The sequence below is a fragment of the Streptomonospora litoralis genome (assembly GCF_004323735.1).
Lineage (GTDB): Bacteria > Actinomycetota > Actinomycetes > Streptosporangiales > Streptosporangiaceae > Streptomonospora > Streptomonospora litoralis.
The window spans coordinates 107,344-122,012 of record NZ_CP036455.1 but is presented as its reverse complement, the minus strand read 5'-3'; the positions used below and the strand labels follow the sequence as shown (position 1 = coordinate 122,012).

Sequence of the window (14,669 nt, the reverse complement as noted above, 5' to 3'; positions counted from 1 at the left end):
CGCACCGGCGTTCAGGCGTGCGCGCGACCCTGCGCGCGAGCACGCCGACCCGGCCTGGAGGAGCCCAGGCTGCGCAGGGTGACCTCGAAGGTCGCCGCCAGCAGGCAGACCCGCAGCAGCTCGTGCAGCGCGTCGACGGTGAAGCTGACGGGGGTCAGCCACGGCCACCACCAGCTCAGGAAGTCGTGCGGCCCGACCACGACGAAGACGCCGCGCTCCACCCAGGCGAAGGCGACGTCCAGCAGCACGTAGTAGAGGCAGAAGCCGAGGTAGAAGACCGGGCTGGCGCGCAGGATGAAGCGGAGGGCGTTGACGAACGGCGTCCAGCGGTCCTCGGCCGTGGCCCACATGAGCCCGAGGAACTGGCGCACCACACCGCTTTCGGACGAGGTCAGCGCGCCCTCGATGCGGCCCGCTCGGGTGCCCCTGCGGAAGAGGGCGTCGTGGCGCTGGATCTTGGCGCCGAAGATCACCGCCGCGATCGTCAGCCACAGCAGCGGCTCGAACAGACCGTCGCGCAGGTGCTGCAGCAGTTGGCCCAACAGGTCCAGCGCCGCGAGGTACCCCTGCTCGACCGGCAGGGACGTCGCGTCGCCGAGGCGGCGCATGGACTCCAGGATGCCGTTCTCGACCGCGAACCAGGCCTGGCGCTGGGTGACCCAGGACTTGATGTTGCCGTAGATCTGCATGATCGAGAAGAGGCCGAAGAACATCCAGTTGGCCTCGAACACGGCCGTGCACACGCCGAGGAACTTGTTATCGGTGCGCCGGTAGAACCGGTCGCACAGCACCCGCGCCGTGAACGAGGCCAGCGCGATCATCAGCGGCAGGCCGAGCGCGTTGATCTCGTTGACCTCCGTGAAGCCTTCGAGGCCGCGCTGGTTGATCAACTCGATGTTGTACTGGCGGAACTCCTCGGTGAAGCGGCCCCAGGCGTTGTAGAAGATGAGGAAGGGCAGGATGGCCGTCGCCACCGAGTCCACCCAGCGGCGCTCCCGTTCGGCCACGGCCCCGGCGCCCTTCGTGGTCGCGAAAAGCTCCCGGTCGACCGTAGGCAGGCCCGGCCGCAGCAGGTGGAACATCACGATGGTCACGGTCAGCTGGGTGAGCACGACGAAGGTCATGCCGATCAGGCCGACGATCTGGTCGTAGGCCGACAGCCGCACGACACCGCGCATCATCATGTCGTGCAGGAACATCCCGATGACATAGGCGCACAGCAGTGGAGCCCAGTACCGCCTCGCCAGGTCGAGGGTATAGAGGGGTAGCCGTGTCACCGAAGCCGTGTGCGTCGCCGTCCTGCTCATCGCGCGAATCCTAGCGGCCCGGCGCATTCCGGTGGCCGTCCGCACTGGCCGGAGTCGGCCTCAGTGGGCAAGGTGGGATGAGTGGAGTGAGGCCCCGAAGGCCGGGGCCGACAGGGAGGTGGGATGAAAGCGGGCGACGGTGACGGCTGGGTCACCCTTCCCGACGGTTCGCGCCGCTGGGGCCGCTTCGGCAGCGCCGGCCTGCTGCTGCACGCCGATGGGCGCGAGCCGCCCTGCGCGGCGGACGGCGGACGCGTGCTGATGCAGCACCGCGCGCTGTGGAGCCACCAGGGCGGCACCTGGGGTGTTCCCGGCGGGGCGCGCGACAGCGACGAGAGTCCGGTGCAGGCGGCGCTGCGGGAGTTCGGCGAGGAGGTCGCCGGCGACACGGGCGAGATCGAACTGATCGGCCTGCACCGCCAGGAGCACACCGTCTGGCGGTACGACACCGTGCTGGCCCGCACCGCCGCGGACGCGCCGCTGGAGGCCGCCAACTGGGAGAGCGACGAGGTGCGCTGGGTGGACGTCGGCGAGGTGGTGGGGCTGCGCCTGCTTCCGGCCTTTGGCCGGACCTGGCCGCTGCTGCGCGACGCCCTCGGGCGGCGGCTCGCGTTGGACGTCGACGCTGCGGCCGTGGCGCCCGACGGCGGCGCGGCGGAGCTGGAGCGGCTGCGCGACGAGTTGGCCGGGCTGGCGGCGGCGGGCGTGGCCGCCGAAGCGCTGCCGGAGGGGCTGGAGGCGGCCGGTCTGCACCTGTGGTTTCCGCGCGTACGGCTGCTGGTGGGGACGGAGGCCGCGGCGCCGGAACCGGTGCCCGGCGTCGAGGTGGCGCGCGCGGGCTCGGGGATTGCCGCGGGTGGAGACCGCCTGGCAGAGCCGGGCGCCGGCGGCGGGGTGCGCACCCAGACCGTGCTCGTCACCGGGTCGGACGGCGCGTACGGCCCGGGGGCGCAGGGGATGTCCGCCGGCGGCGCGCAGCACACGGTTCCACCGGAGTGGCTCTCGGCGGCCTCGTCCCTGCCGGGTGCAGCGGCGGACAGTGTCGCGGGGCCCTCGGGGGCGTAGGTGCACGGGTGCTGCGCGGTGCAGGCGCGCCGCGGGCACTTCCGGATGCGGCCACTCGTTCAGACGTTACAGGAGCGTCCCCAGCCTGTGGACGAATACACGGAACGGGGACGGCAGGTGCCAGAGTGCCCGGTCAGGGGTAAGTAGGGGTGAGACCCTGATGCAGGTCTGCCACTGGGTGGGCATCCTTGGCAGAGAGAGGCTGGACACCAGGCTGCGGACCAGCCGGAATCGAAGGAGCTGACATGACGCTGGAGCGCGGAAACTCGCTTATGCCCGTGCACGCGGCGACGCTTATGTGGCCCACCGGTATCGCCACGGGCGCGGGACTGGTCGCCGGGGGGCTGTCCTTCCTCGTGTCCCTTCCCACTATCGCGATCGCCGGGCCGATCGGCACCGCGATCTTCTGGTTCGCGCTGGTCGGCGGGGGCGTGGCGGTGCTCGGCGGCAAGGGCGACCGCCGCGCGCGCCGCTGGGCCGGGCAGTACCCGTGGCGCTTCGCCTCCGGCCCCGCCGCGCTGGCCGGTCTCGGCATCGCCGTCGTCTCGCTGTTCGGCAGCGGATTCTTCGGCGCGATCTTCACGGGTCTCGCATCGGCTGCGGTGATCTGGGTCATCCTCGGCATCATCGGCATGGTCGCGGGGAACAAGTCCGCCTGACCCACTTGTTGCAAGGGTCCGTGGCAGTCTTGCCGCACCGGTCCATGGCACTACACACCACGGGGAACGACCAAGCGCTCTATGTCGACTGAAGCTCGTGACAAAATGATCGAGCGGGTCCGCGGGCTCCTTCGGATGGCGGAGGATCCCGCGGTCACCGATGCCGAGAGCCAGGCGTTCACCGCCAAGGCCGCCGAACTCATGACTCGGCACGCGATCGCCGAGGCAGAGGCGCGTGCCGAGCGCGGCGAGTCGCCGGAGTCGGTCACCCGGCTGGACTTCCCGGTCTCGGGCGTGGGCGGCCACGGCAAGGCCCGCGTCAAGGCATTGGCCGGCATCGCGGCCGCCTACGGGTGCCAGTCGGCGGTGCGCGGCAATACCTCCGCCAACACCGAGCGCACGCTGATCATCGTGGGCACGGCCACCTCGCTGGAAGCGCTGCGCGTGCTGCTGCCTTCCATCACCATGCAGATGGAGGCGTCGGCGAGGTTCACCGCGCGCGACCACATCGCCAACCTGCGCGAGCTGCGCAACTACGACCGGTCCACATTGGCCACCGAGCGCAGCCGCTTCTACCGCTCGTTCGTGCGCGCCTACGGCTACGCCGTGGCCGAGCGCATCAAGGAGTTCCGCGCCCGGATCCGCGAGGAGCCCGAGGACGACTCCGCGGCGGGATCGTCCGGGGCGGCCGACGGCGAGGAGGCGGCGTCCAGCCGCGGCGCCGAGGTCGTGCTGCGCACCGACGTCGACCGGGTGCGCGAGGACTTCCAGCACCGCTTCCCCCAGCTCAAGCCCACGCGTCCGGAGCGCACCCACAGCAAGGCGGGCTATCGCGCGGGCTATGTACGGGGACGCCGCGCCGAACTCGGAATCGGCACTTCGGTCGGTCAGGGCGGCAACTCGGCTCTGTCCGAAAGGGAGTAAGCGGACGCGGCCGCCTTCATCCACATGCTTCCCCCAACGGCGACGCCTTGTGGATAACTCTGTGGGTAACTCGTGGAAAGCACCCGGGATTCGCCAAGCGGTCAGAAACGCCTGTGGATAAACCTGAATCCGCCGACTTCTTTTCGTGGTTCGCCGCTTGACCGGCGGATTCTTGGGCGTTGTCCGCCGTTTACTTCCGGCCCGTCCGACACTCGCCCAACCCCGTTCCCATTCGTCCAAGACGGCCCACGCCTGCGGGCTTAGTCTCGGAAGCGTCCATTCACCGCCTCCGGTATCCGCTGATGAAGGACGTGATCCCGTGGCCGCCGCAGAACACAACCTGATCTGCTATCTCTGCGTGGACGGCGCCGCTGCGGCGCTGGACTTCTACCGCAGGGCGTTCGGCGCAACGGAGGACCAGCGCTGGACGGGAGAGGACGGGCGTATCGGCCACGCCCGAATGACGGTCGAGGGCATGCCCGTATACCTAGCCGACGAACACCCCGAGATCGGTGTCCGCGGCCCGCATTCCTACGGCGGCACGGCCGTGAGCCTGGTGCTCACCGTCGCCGACGCCGACGCCGCATTCGATGCCGCCGTGGCTGCCGGCGCGACCGTCGAGCGCCCGGTCGCCGACCAGCCGCACGGGGCGCGCACAGGCTGGCTTCGCGACCCGTTCGGGCACCGCTGGGGAATCACCTCCACCACGGCCGAGGTGTCGGAGGAGGAGCTGCGGGGACGGGTCGGCGACAGCTACACCATCAGCTGACCGGCCGAGTGCGACAGAAGAGGGTGACGCAGGACACAATTTGGGGAAGAGTGGAGACGAGCCGCACACTCCGCTGACCGACGAGGGAGTCCGGATGACCCCAGCCACGCTCCTTGGGCCGTTCCGCCGCTACAAGACGGCGCTGCTCCTCACCTACCGCGACGACGGCGTGAGCCCGCAGGGCACGCCGGTCAGCGTGGTCGTGGACGACGGCCGCGTCCTCTTCCGCACCTGGGAGGAGTCGGGCAAGGCCAAGCGCCTGAGCCGCAACGCCGGCGCCGACCTGCGGCCGTGCACGTTCACCGGGCAGCCGCGCGGCGGCGCCGTGCGCGGCGAGGTCCGCCTGCTGGAGGGCGACGAGGCCAAGCGCGCCTCCCTGCGCCTAGCGCGCCGGCACCCGATGCTGCAGGGCTGGGCCGTGCCGATGAGCCACAAACTGCTGAAGTACCGCACGCAGCACTACGAGTTCGTGCCGCTGGACCTCAACCACGAGATCGAGAACATGGAGGGCTGCCCGGACTAGTGTGCCGAGGTCCGCGTTCGTCCGTGTCGTGACCCGCCGTGATCCGCTGCTCAGCGCCGTATGGACGCGTTCTCGCCTCGTTCAGTCGGGTGCGACGATGAGTTTGCCGCGCTTGCCGATGCGGTTTTGCTCTAGCTCGGTGAGCGCCGGGATCGCTTGCGAGAGTGGCACCGTACGGGCGATCAAGGGCCGGAGTGCCCCCCTGCCGGCGGCTCGCGCCACCTCATCGAGGTCCTTCGTCACCGGTCGGGCCATCAGGACGCTGTACGGCCCGGGTTGGACGCTCTTCGCGAGATTCGCCCGGGTGGGGTGGACACCGACGAACCACCAAACCCGTGAATCGATTTCCATAGCTGAAAATACAAGATCAACAACGGTGAGTGGTGGTTCGGGGGCCCGGGGTGCGGCAAGGGCGCCGGACATGACGCTCGACTAGGAGACCCGCAGCGGCATGACCAGGTAGCGGAACTCCGGCTCCTCGCCCTCGCCCGCGGGCACGTCGGAGAGCACGACGGGCTTGGTGGGCTGCGTGAAGTCGAGGCGGGCGCGCTCGGAGTGCAGGCCGCCGAGACCGTCGAGCAGGTAGTCGGGGCTGAAGGCCACGCGCATGGGCTCGCCACGGAAGTCGACGTCGAGCGCTTCGGCCGCTTGGGCGTCGTCACCGGATCCGGCCTCCAGCACGATCTCGCGCTCGCTGAACGACAGGCGCACCGGTGTGTTCCGGTCGGCCACCAGCGCGACGCGCTTGACCGCCTCCATCAGCGGGGCGGTGGCGACCTCGGCGCGGGCCGCCGATTCCTGCGGGAAGCGGGACTCGTATTTGATGAAGTCGCTGTCGATGAGCCGGGTCGTGGTGCGCCGCCCGCTGTTCTCGAAGCCGATCATCCCCTCGCCCGAGCCGCCCGGTGCGGCTGCGGAAAGCGCTATGTCGACGTTGCTGCCGCCGGTGAGGGACCGCGCGATCTCGTGGAGGGTGCGGGCGGGTACCAGTGCCGAGCCCTGGGCGTCGGGGGTTTCCGGCTTCCACCACAGCCGGCGCACGGCGATGCGGTAGCGGTCGGTGGCGGCCAGGGTCAGCGAGTCGCCGGAGAAGGTGACGTCGATGCCGGTGAGCATGGGCAGGGTGTCGTCGCGGCTGGCGGCCGGACTGACCTGGCGCACGGCGCGGGCGAAGGAGTCGGCGCTGAGCGAACCGCTGACCTGCGGCATCGCGGGCAGCGCGGGGTAGTCCTCGATGGGCAGGGTGAGCAGCGTGAACCGCGCGCTGCCGCAGGTGACGAGGACGCGCGCGCCGTCGGCGTGGAAGTCGACGGGGGCGTCGGGAAGGTTGCGCGCGATCTCGGACAGCAGTCGGCCCGAGACGAGCACGGCGCCCGGCTCGTCGACCTCGACCTCGACCTCGGCGCGGGCGGAGACCTCGTAGTCGAATCCGGAGAGCCGCAGCGCCGAGGAGTCGGCGGAGCACTCCAGGCGCATACCGGCGAGCACCGGCATGGGCGGACGGGCAGGCAGAGCGCGGGCGGTCCACGCCACGGCCTCGGCGAGCGAATCGCGGTCGGCTCGGAATCTCACGCTGCCACCTCCGTGGACGCGGGGCTTACCCGCCGGGCGCGGTGCGCTGCCGTGGTGCAGGCGGCGGGCGCACGCCGACTGCGGCGGCCGCGGCCCCCCGGGCGGGGGGTCGATGGGACCGACGGGTTCAGCGTGGGCACGGTCCGCTCCTGCTCGGCTCCCGGCTTCGCCGGCTGGGTTGCCGACGTGGTTACCGTACTCGTCGGGTGCGACATTCCCGCGGCGTTCGTCCTCGAACACGGCGACGCGGCTGAGCGGCCCGGTCGGCGCCGACGGGGCCGTCGGCGCCGACGGTCCGAGCCGCGCCGGGACCGCGGCGCCACGCTCGCCGGTCAGCGCTTGTTCGGTTTAAGGGTCCAGGTGACGGTCATCGAGCCGGTCACGGTGCCGTCGTCGGTGCGCAGCTCGACGTCGACCGCGAACTCCGGCCGGCCGCCCGCGTCGAGCTCGGCCACGATCTCGTCGCGGGGCCGGGTCAGCCGCGCTTCGGCGGTCACGTCGCCCATGGCGAGCTTGTGATAGTGGATCTCCGCCTTGACGGCCAGCGGCACGGAGCGGTCGAGGAGGTCGCCGAAGGTGCCGGTGATGATCGCGCCCGAAGCGGACTCGCCGAGGGTGAACATGGCGCCCGCGTGCGGCCCGCCGACGTGGTTGTGGTGGTCGGCGCTGTCGGGCAGGCGCATGACGATGCGGCCCAGGTCGACCTCGACGAACTCCACACCCAGGGTGCGGGCGAAGGGCACCGCCGCGAGGAATCCGGACTTCACGAACTCGGCGGTCTCTGTGTTCATGGTTTCCATATCGCAGATATTACTCGTGAGTAACCTCGGGTGCCAGGGAGACGGGAGTCTCCCTCCATTCGCTCGCCCCCACGAGGACCGCCGCCTATTCTGGCCACGCCGCTACCACCCGCACGAGCAGCCAGGAAGGGGCGCGCCGCCATGTTGCTCGCCGCCGAGGAGACCCCGGCCTATCTCCCGCCCGTGGTGCTGCTGCTGTGCGCGGCCGCCGTGATCGGCTACCTCAGCGTGCGGGTACGCGTGGTGCCCATCGTCGGGTTCCTCCTGGCCGGGGTGGTGATCGGGCCGCACCAGTTGGGTCTCGTCGGCACGACGGAGACGGTGGAGGCGGCGGCCGACATCGGGATCATCCTTCTGCTTTTCACGATCGGCATCGAGTTCTCCCTGGAGCGGCTTGCGTCGATCAAACGCCACGTGCTGGTGGGCGGCGGGCTGCAGGTGCTGCTCACCACCGGGATCGTCGCGGCACTGGTGATGGCGTTCGGCGCGGGATGGCAGGTCGCCGTGTTCACCGGGTTCCTGGTCGCGCTGTCGTCGACGGCGATCGTGCTCAAGGTGCTGGCCGCCGCCGGGCGCACCACCGCCCCGCTCGGCCAGGCCGGGGTCGCCACACTGATCTTCCAGGACCTGGCCGTGGTGCTCATGGTGCTGATCGTCCCGCTGCTGGGCGGCGGTTCCGGCGAGGGTCCGCTGGAGATCGCGGGGGCGCTGGGTACCGCCGCGGCGGTGCTGGTGGTGGTGCTGGTCGTCGCGCGCAAGGTGATGCCGCCGCTGCTGGAGCGCGTGGCCCGCGCCTGCTCGCCCGAGGTCTTCCTGCTCACCGTGGTCGCCATCGGGATGGGCACCGCCTACCTGACTTCGCTGGCCGGCGTCAGCGTCGCGCTGGGCGCGTTCCTCGCCGGGCTCGTCGTCAGCGAGTCGCGGCACAGCGCACACGCGCTGGGCGAGGTGCTGCCGCTGCAGATCCTCTTCAGCGCCACGTTCTTCGTATCCATCGGGATGCTGCTGGACCTGCGGGCGCTGATGGAGCTGTGGTGGCTGGTGCTGCTGCTGGCACTGGCGGTGGTGGTGATCAAGGCCGTCACGGCGGCGCTGGCCCTGTCGGTGCTGGGCGTGGGCACATCGACGGCGGTGGCGGGCGGGCTGCTGCTCGCCCAGATCGGCGAGTTCTCGTTCGTACTGCAGCGCTCGGGCGCAGAGGCGGGGCTGGAGCCGGCGGGGCTGGGCGCCGACGGGGAGCAGGTGCTCATCGCGGTGACCGTACTGCTGATGACCGCGACTCCGGCGCTGGCCGCGCTCGGCGACCGCTTGGGCCGGTGGGCGGGCTCGCGCCGCCGGTCGAGGCCCGGCGCGCCGGCGGCTCCTGGAGGTGGAGAGGCCGCCGAGGGGCGGGCCGGTGCCGAGGCTCCCGTGCTGATCTCCGGATGGGGGGCGGTGGCCGCCGAGCTCGCCGCCGCGGTGCGCGCCCGCGGCGTTCCCGTCACCGTGACGACGCTGGGGCCCGACCTCGCGGCGGCGGCCGAGGCTGAGGGGCACACCGTGGTGCGCGGTGATCCGGTCCGGCACAACGTGCTGGAGGAGGCCGGGCTCTTCGCGGCGCGGGCGGTCGTCGTCGCCGAGAACACCGGTGAGGAGAGCGCGCACATCGCGGCGGTCATCGGGCAGCTGGTGCCGGGCGTGCCGATCGTGGTCCGGCCGGTGGACGCGGCGGAGCCCGATGTGCTGGCCCCGTCGGGTGCCCGGCGCATCGTCGACACGCCGCGCACGGTCGCCGACGGGCTCACCGCGGCGCTGATGACCGAACTCGGCCTGCCGAGCGCAGCACCCGGCGACCGGCCCGACCCGCACGTGCCCGTGGACTTCTCCGCCGACCCGCAGACGCCCTGCCCGCACACCGGCTGGATAAGGCCGGTCCTGCCGACCTCGGCCGGGTGCACCGACTGCCTGCGCAAGGGCGAGCGCGACTGGATACACCTGCGGATCTGCCTCACGTGCGGGCACGTCGGGTGCTGCGACTCCTCGCCGGACCGGCACGCCTCCGCCCACGCCGCCGCGGCCGACCACCCACTGGTCACCTCGGCCGAGCCCGGTGAGGACTGGGCCTGGTGCTACCTGGACGGCACCCAGGTGGCGCGGAAGGAATAGATCAGCCGGGCGGCTCGGCCTCGCGGTGGCCGCCGCCGGGGTCGCGGTAGCGCCAAGGCGCGGACGAGGAGGTCACCGGCGGACCTCCTCAGCGGTGACGAGCAGCCGGGCGAGCGCGCCCACGTCGGGTGCCGCCAGGCACATCGCGGCCTCAGGACGCTCGGCGGCGTAGACGACGCGGCCCTCGGTGTCGGCGGCGTAGGTGATCGACCAGGCGGGGTGGGCCAGGGTCAGCTCGGCGACCTGCGCATAGTCCTCGGCGGACAACCGCGGCGGCGCGTAGGGGCGGCGAGGGCGCGGCGGAACCGGCGGTCGGTGGTTCGACGTCATCGCGGCACCCCCGCGAGCAGGTCGCCGGGCGCGCGCCCGAGGTCGGGCCGAACGGCGAGCAGGCGACGGATAGGGCCGCTGAGGGCCGCACGGACGTCTTCCAGCCCGTCACCGAACGGGGCCGGGGAGGCCGCGGGAGTGGGAGCCGCAGAAGCGGACCGCACATAGGCCCGGACGCGAGCGGCTCGGCGCGGGCGGCGGTAGGTGGCGCGTGGGGGCGGCTTGAGCGGTTCTCGGTGGGCTGTCGGAGTAGAGGACTGAAGCATGGGGTGCCCCCTCTGGGCTCGGGCCGGATGGGAGGTCCGGCGGGGTCGTCAAATCCGGAGATCAAGGCCGAAGCTCGGCCCAAGTCGTGCACTCACCTGAGCGACGGCGGGCCGAACCCATCGCCTCAGCGACCGCGGAGACCAAGCCGAGCGCGTCCGGCGCGCTCTCATCAGTTCGGGAAATGTCTGCGTCGCGCGGATACCGTCCACGCTGGTCGGTTACTTCGATTCGGACTACGTCGACATTGATCACGCGCACTGTGATCTCACCCGCGCTGGCGCGTACTGCGGAGGCCACCAACTCAGTCGCGATCAATTCGGCTTCATCGACACGTTCGAAGCCAGCCAGCAGTGCTCCTGTGGCCCTCCGCGCCACAGGGACCATGGCGACGGCCGCCGGGAGGGTGATCGCTTCGTCCATGTGCCACCCTAGGCAAAATTTGAACGTGCAGATTCAAGTCCTGTACGTGCAGCTTGATTGGCACGTACAGACTTGTCAAGCTGTTCGTGCAAATCAACTCGACGAGGAGTGCCTGTGGCTCGCCCGAATTACCAGCGCATCGCCGATACGCTGCGGCAGCGCATCGTCCAGGGCAACTACGCCTCGGACGAGCGGCTTCCCTCCCGGCAGGCGCTGGCCGACGAGTTCGGTGTCGGTCCACGGGTCGCCGCTGACGCTGTGCAGCAGCTCGTCGCCGAGGGCTATGTCGTCGCTCGCACCGGGTCAGGCACCTACGTCCGGGCGAAACCGCCGGTCCGCAGACTCACACGCAGCTGGTACCGCGAATCGCGCGGCGGCAGCCCCTTTCGTGCCGATATGGCCGCACAGGCTGTGCGCGGTGGCTGGGAATCCGCCTCTGAACCCGTCCCAGCGCCCGAGATCATCGCCGATCGTTTGGCGATCGAGCCCGACTCGCAAGTGATGCGCACCTCCTACACGTTCACGGGCGACGGCGAGCCGGTGATGCTTTCCACGAGCTACGAGCCGCTGGAGGTCACCCGCGGAACATCTGTGGTGCTGCCCGAGGACGGTCCGCACGCGGGCCGCGGCGTCGTCGAGCGCATGCGCGAGATCGGGCAGCACATCGTGCACGCCGGTGAGATCGTGTCGGCGCGCCCCGTGGACGACGAGGAGGCCGATCGCTTGCGCCTCAGCCGGGGAGCTGTGGTGATGGTCGTCCAGCGGACCTACTACACCGATTCCCGCCCGATCGAGACCGCGGACATCATCGTGCCGCCAGACCGCTACGAACTCGCGTACACGATCCCTGTGGACCAGGAACAGGGCTACAGCGACCAATCCTGAGCGAGGCCCTCTCCGCGATGCCCGGAGCGCCGCGCCCGTTATCCATCCGACTTCGGGCGCTCGCCGGCCAGTGCCCAGACCGCCAGCAGCACCAGGGCGCAGCCGCCCAACTGCGTCGGGCTCGGGTACTCGTTCAGAAAGGCTGCGCCCACCGCGAGGGCGAGGATCGGCTGGATCAGCAGCAATGCCGATCCGGTGGCCGGGGCCAGGCGCGGCAGGGCGGAGCCGATCAGCAGCCACGACATCACCTGCCCGAGCAGCGCCAGCGCCGCGAGCCATCCCCACGACGCGAGCGGCAGGTCCAGGTCGATGCCCATCCACAGTCCTCCCAGCACAGCCGCCGCGGCGGCGGCGCTCAGAGTCGAGACGAACACCGGCGCGGCGCTGTGGCCCGTGCCGCCCGCCGAGCGCGTGAGGAACAGGTAGCCGGCGTAGGCCACGCCCGCGGCGACGCCGGATAGCGCACCCGACACCGGGGAGCCTCCCGGAGCGGCCTGGCCGACCGCCCCGCTGGCGAAGGCCACACCGCCCAGCATCACCGGCGCGGCCAGGGCGAACCTGCCGGTCGGGCGGACGCCGCTGAGACCCCAGGCCAGCAGCGGGAACACGACGACCTGCACGTTGATCAGCACGGTGGCGATCGAGGCGCCGACGTCGCCGATGCTGCGCGCCCAGAACACGTAGTCCACACCCAGCAGCACGCCCGCCGCGGCGTCCACCGCGACGAGCCGGGCCGGGCGCGGTCCCCGCGTGCGGTACTCGGCCGCCGCCAGCGGCAGCAGGGCGATCAGCGCGAGCGCGCAGCGCAGAAACGCCGCCGTTCCGGCGCCCGCCCCGGACAGCTTCGCGAACGCGGCCGAGGTCGAGTTACTGGCCGCTCCGCCCATGGCCGCGAGCACAGGGTGGACACGGTCCAACCCTCCCGCGCGGTCACCGCAACCGCCGGAACCGGCCTCCGCGCGCGGCTCCGCTTCCGGCTCGGGGACCTCGGAAACCACGGCCGTCATCGTGGTCGGATCGTCCTGCCTCTCCATGGCTCCCACTGTGCTGGGCGCGACCGAGAAGCAAAAGCGATCATTTCTACCCACAACCAGGTAGCATCACTACTGTGTTCAGTTTGGAGCGCTTGCGGGTGCTGGACGCGGTCGCGGTGCACGGCACGGTCGCCCAAGCCGCCCAGGCCCTGCACGTCACGCCGTCCGGGGTCTCCCAGCATCTGAACAAGCTGGACCGCGAGACCGGCCACCGCCTGCTGGAACCCGACGGGCGCGGGCTCCGGCTCACCCACGCGGGCCGGGTGCTGGCCGAGCACGCGGCGACCGTGATGGCGCAGGTCGGCGCCGCCGAGAGCGACCTCGCCGACCTCCGCGAGGAGACGCTGGGGCCGCTGCGCATCGGCTCGGTCGGCAGCGCGGTACGCACCCTGCTCCCCGGTGCCCTGGCCGAACTGGCCGACGCGCACCCGCGGCTCATCCCGTCGGTGCGCGACGGCGAGGTCATCGACATGATGCCGCTGCTGCTGCGCGGCGAACTGGACCTGCTGCTCGTGGAGAGCTGGGCCAACCGCCCGGTCTTCCTGCCGGCGGGCCTCGCTGTGCACCCGCTGGTCGACGAGGAGGTCCGCGCGGCGGTGTCGGCGCGCCACCCGCTGGCGGACCGCGAGCGCATCGGACTGGCCGAGTTGGCGGGCACCCCGATGGCGAGCTGCTCACCCGGCACCGAGCAGCACGAGGCGCTCGTCCAGGCGCTGCGGGGCCAAGGCGTCGAACCCGACGTGCGCTACCTGCTCGACGAGGTGCCCACGCAGCTCGCCCTGGTCGCCGCCGACCTCGCCGCGGCCCTGGTCCCCGAGATGGCGCAGCGGCCGGCCCCGCCCGGGGTCCGCTTCGTGCCGCTGGAATCGCCGCTGCGGCGCGAGATCACCGCGGTGTGGCGTTCCGACTCGGAGAGCCCGCCGATCCGCGCGTGCGTCAACGCCCTGAGCGACCGCGGCAGACCGCGGCCCGCCGCCGTGTCAGGTGAGGACGCGGGTCAGGGGAGCCCGCACCACCGGTCTGGTTGAACCTCTTTCGGCATCCTCGCGTACGAGCACCCGGACACCGAGGATGATCGGTCTCTGTTCACGCCGGGGTGGCGTGGCCGACGGGGCGGGAGGGGCCGTGCGGTGGTGGACGGGAACGACGGTACGGGCCCGCACCGTCGCTCCCGTCCGTCCGGGCTCACCAGGGGACGACGCCCTCGTCGTCGAAGAAGCCGCCGCGCGGCCCGTCGTCCGGCAGCGTGGCGAGCCGGATCGCGACCGCGGCACCTTCATCGGCCGTGCGCGGCGCGTTGAATCCGGTGAAGTCGGTCGCCACGTAGCCGGGGCAGCAGGCGTTCACGATGACGTTCGTGTCGGCGAGTCGGCGGGCGTACTGTGCCGTGACGCTGTTCAGCATCGACTTCGACGGTGCGTAGGCCGCCATGATCGGACCGGTCTGCAGTGTCAGCGAACCCATGTTGCTCGACATGTTGACGATCCGCGGCGAATCCGCGCGGCGGAGCAGCGGGAGCATCGCGTTCGTCACCCGGACGACCCCGAACACGTTCGTGTCGAGGACGCCGCGGACGACGTCGAGGTCGAGTGTGGTCGGATCCTGCGCGCCGCCGTCGGTGCGGCCGGAGACGCCCGCGTTGTTGACGAGTACGTCGAGCCGGCCGACCGTCTGCTCGATGGTCGACGCCGCCGCGGCGACGCTGTCCTCGGAGGTGACGTCGAGGGCGACCCCGAACGCGTCGGTGCCGGCGTCACGCAGCCGCTTGACGGCCTCCTCGCGCCTGGCGTCGTCGCGCGCGCCCACTGCGACCGTGAAACCGATCGCTCCCAGGCCTTGCGCGACGGCGAAGCCGATTCCCTTGTTGGCGCCGGTGACCAGCGCGGTGTTGGTGTCGTTCACGCGATCCATGCTCGGTGAGCCGCACGCTCCGGGTCCAAGACCGATGCAGTGGGCTCTGATACTTGCC

At 71.3% G+C, this 14,669-nt stretch carries 16 protein-coding genes; 8 read left to right on the top strand and 8 right to left on the bottom strand.

The genetic code is table 11. From position 1 onward, the window contains the following. Positions 1-11: 11 nt before the first annotated feature. Positions 12-1,307 (bottom strand): hypothetical protein, encoded by a 1,296-nt coding sequence (locus tag EKD16_RS00540; protein WP_131096565.1) that lies wholly within the window; start codon positions 1,305-1,307, stop codon positions 12-14. A gap of 123 nt (positions 1,308-1,430) precedes the next feature. Between EKD16_RS00540 and EKD16_RS00535 the strand changes: the two genes are divergently transcribed. The 5 genes from EKD16_RS00535 to EKD16_RS00515 all read left to right on the top strand — a co-directional run bounded on the left by EKD16_RS00535 (position 1,431) and on the right by EKD16_RS00515 (position 5,247). Continuing rightward, positions 1,431-2,372, top strand: coding sequence for an NUDIX domain-containing protein (locus EKD16_RS00535; RefSeq protein WP_131096564.1), 942 nt, complete (start codon positions 1,431-1,433; stop codon positions 2,370-2,372). Positions 2,373-2,617: 245 nt separating this feature from the next. After that, entirely contained in the window at positions 2,618-3,031 is a 414-nt protein-coding gene (locus EKD16_RS00530; RefSeq protein WP_131096563.1) for a hypothetical protein, read from the top strand. Positions 3,032-3,136: 105 nt separating this feature from the next. Continuing rightward, a complete protein-coding gene (locus tag EKD16_RS00525; protein ID WP_394347332.1) occupies positions 3,137-3,955 on the top strand; it encodes a DUF2786 domain-containing protein in 819 nt (272 codons plus the stop codon). 319 nt (positions 3,956-4,274) lie between these two features. Next, complete coding sequence (locus EKD16_RS00520; protein WP_131096561.1) at positions 4,275-4,724, top strand: VOC family protein; 450 nt, start codon at positions 4,275-4,277, stop codon at positions 4,722-4,724. A gap of 94 nt (positions 4,725-4,818) precedes the next feature. Beyond that, positions 4,819-5,247: a PPOX class F420-dependent oxidoreductase gene (locus EKD16_RS00515; RefSeq protein ID WP_131096560.1), complete on the top strand. Its 429-nt coding sequence runs from the start codon at positions 4,819-4,821 to the stop codon at positions 5,245-5,247. A gap of 81 nt (positions 5,248-5,328) precedes the next feature. Here EKD16_RS00515 and EKD16_RS00510 read toward each other — a convergent pair whose 3' ends face one another. The 3 genes from EKD16_RS00510 to EKD16_RS00500 form a co-directional block, all read right to left on the bottom strand. After that, on the bottom strand, positions 5,329-5,598 hold the full coding sequence (locus EKD16_RS00510; protein ID WP_207391402.1) for a zinc-binding dehydrogenase: 270 nt from the start codon (positions 5,596-5,598) through the stop codon (positions 5,329-5,331). An 81-nt stretch (positions 5,599-5,679) separates the two neighbouring features. Further along, on the bottom strand, positions 5,680-6,819 hold the full coding sequence (dnaN, locus tag EKD16_RS00505; protein ID WP_131096558.1) for a DNA polymerase III subunit beta: 1,140 nt from the start codon (positions 6,817-6,819) through the stop codon (positions 5,680-5,682). 332 nt (positions 6,820-7,151) lie between these two features. Continuing rightward, on the bottom strand, positions 7,152-7,619 hold the full coding sequence (locus tag EKD16_RS00500; protein WP_131096557.1) for a DUF4442 domain-containing protein: 468 nt from the start codon (positions 7,617-7,619) through the stop codon (positions 7,152-7,154). A 141-nt stretch (positions 7,620-7,760) separates the two neighbouring features. On the opposite strand from EKD16_RS00500, the gene EKD16_RS00495 reads away from it, so the two are divergent. Next, positions 7,761-9,764, top strand: coding sequence for a cation:proton antiporter domain-containing protein (locus tag EKD16_RS00495; RefSeq protein WP_131096556.1), 2,004 nt, complete (start codon positions 7,761-7,763; stop codon positions 9,762-9,764). 72 nt (positions 9,765-9,836) lie between these two features. On the opposite strand, the gene EKD16_RS00490 is transcribed toward EKD16_RS00495, so the two are convergent. Continuing rightward, positions 9,837-10,094, bottom strand: coding sequence for a hypothetical protein (locus EKD16_RS00490; RefSeq protein ID WP_131096555.1), 258 nt, complete (start codon positions 10,092-10,094; stop codon positions 9,837-9,839). Positions 10,095-10,421: 327 nt separating this feature from the next. Next, complete coding sequence (locus EKD16_RS00485) at positions 10,422-10,781, bottom strand: ATP-binding protein (protein WP_131096554.1); 360 nt, start codon at positions 10,779-10,781, stop codon at positions 10,422-10,424. Positions 10,782-10,895: 114 nt separating this feature from the next. On the opposite strand from EKD16_RS00485, the gene EKD16_RS00480 reads away from it, so the two are divergent. Beyond that, on the top strand, positions 10,896-11,666 hold the full coding sequence (locus EKD16_RS00480; protein WP_131096553.1) for a GntR family transcriptional regulator: 771 nt from the start codon (positions 10,896-10,898) through the stop codon (positions 11,664-11,666). Positions 11,667-11,704: 38 nt separating this feature from the next. On the opposite strand, the gene EKD16_RS00475 is transcribed toward EKD16_RS00480, so the two are convergent. Beyond that, the gene (locus EKD16_RS00475) at positions 11,705-12,700 is read right to left on the bottom strand and encodes a DMT family transporter (RefSeq protein ID WP_242677165.1); all 996 of its coding nucleotides are present in this window, start codon (positions 12,698-12,700) and stop codon (positions 11,705-11,707) included. 74 nt (positions 12,701-12,774) lie between these two features. Here EKD16_RS00475 and EKD16_RS00470 point away from each other — a divergent pair, with 74 nt between their 5' ends. Next, entirely contained in the window at positions 12,775-13,728 is a 954-nt protein-coding gene (locus EKD16_RS00470; protein ID WP_131096552.1) for a LysR family transcriptional regulator, read from the top strand. A 157-nt stretch (positions 13,729-13,885) separates the two neighbouring features. Here the strand turns inward: EKD16_RS00470 and EKD16_RS00465 are convergent, their stop codons facing one another. Then, on the bottom strand, positions 13,886-14,611 hold the full coding sequence (locus EKD16_RS00465) for an SDR family oxidoreductase (protein ID WP_131096551.1): 726 nt from the start codon (positions 14,609-14,611) through the stop codon (positions 13,886-13,888). Between the last annotated feature and the right edge of the window lie 58 nt (positions 14,612-14,669).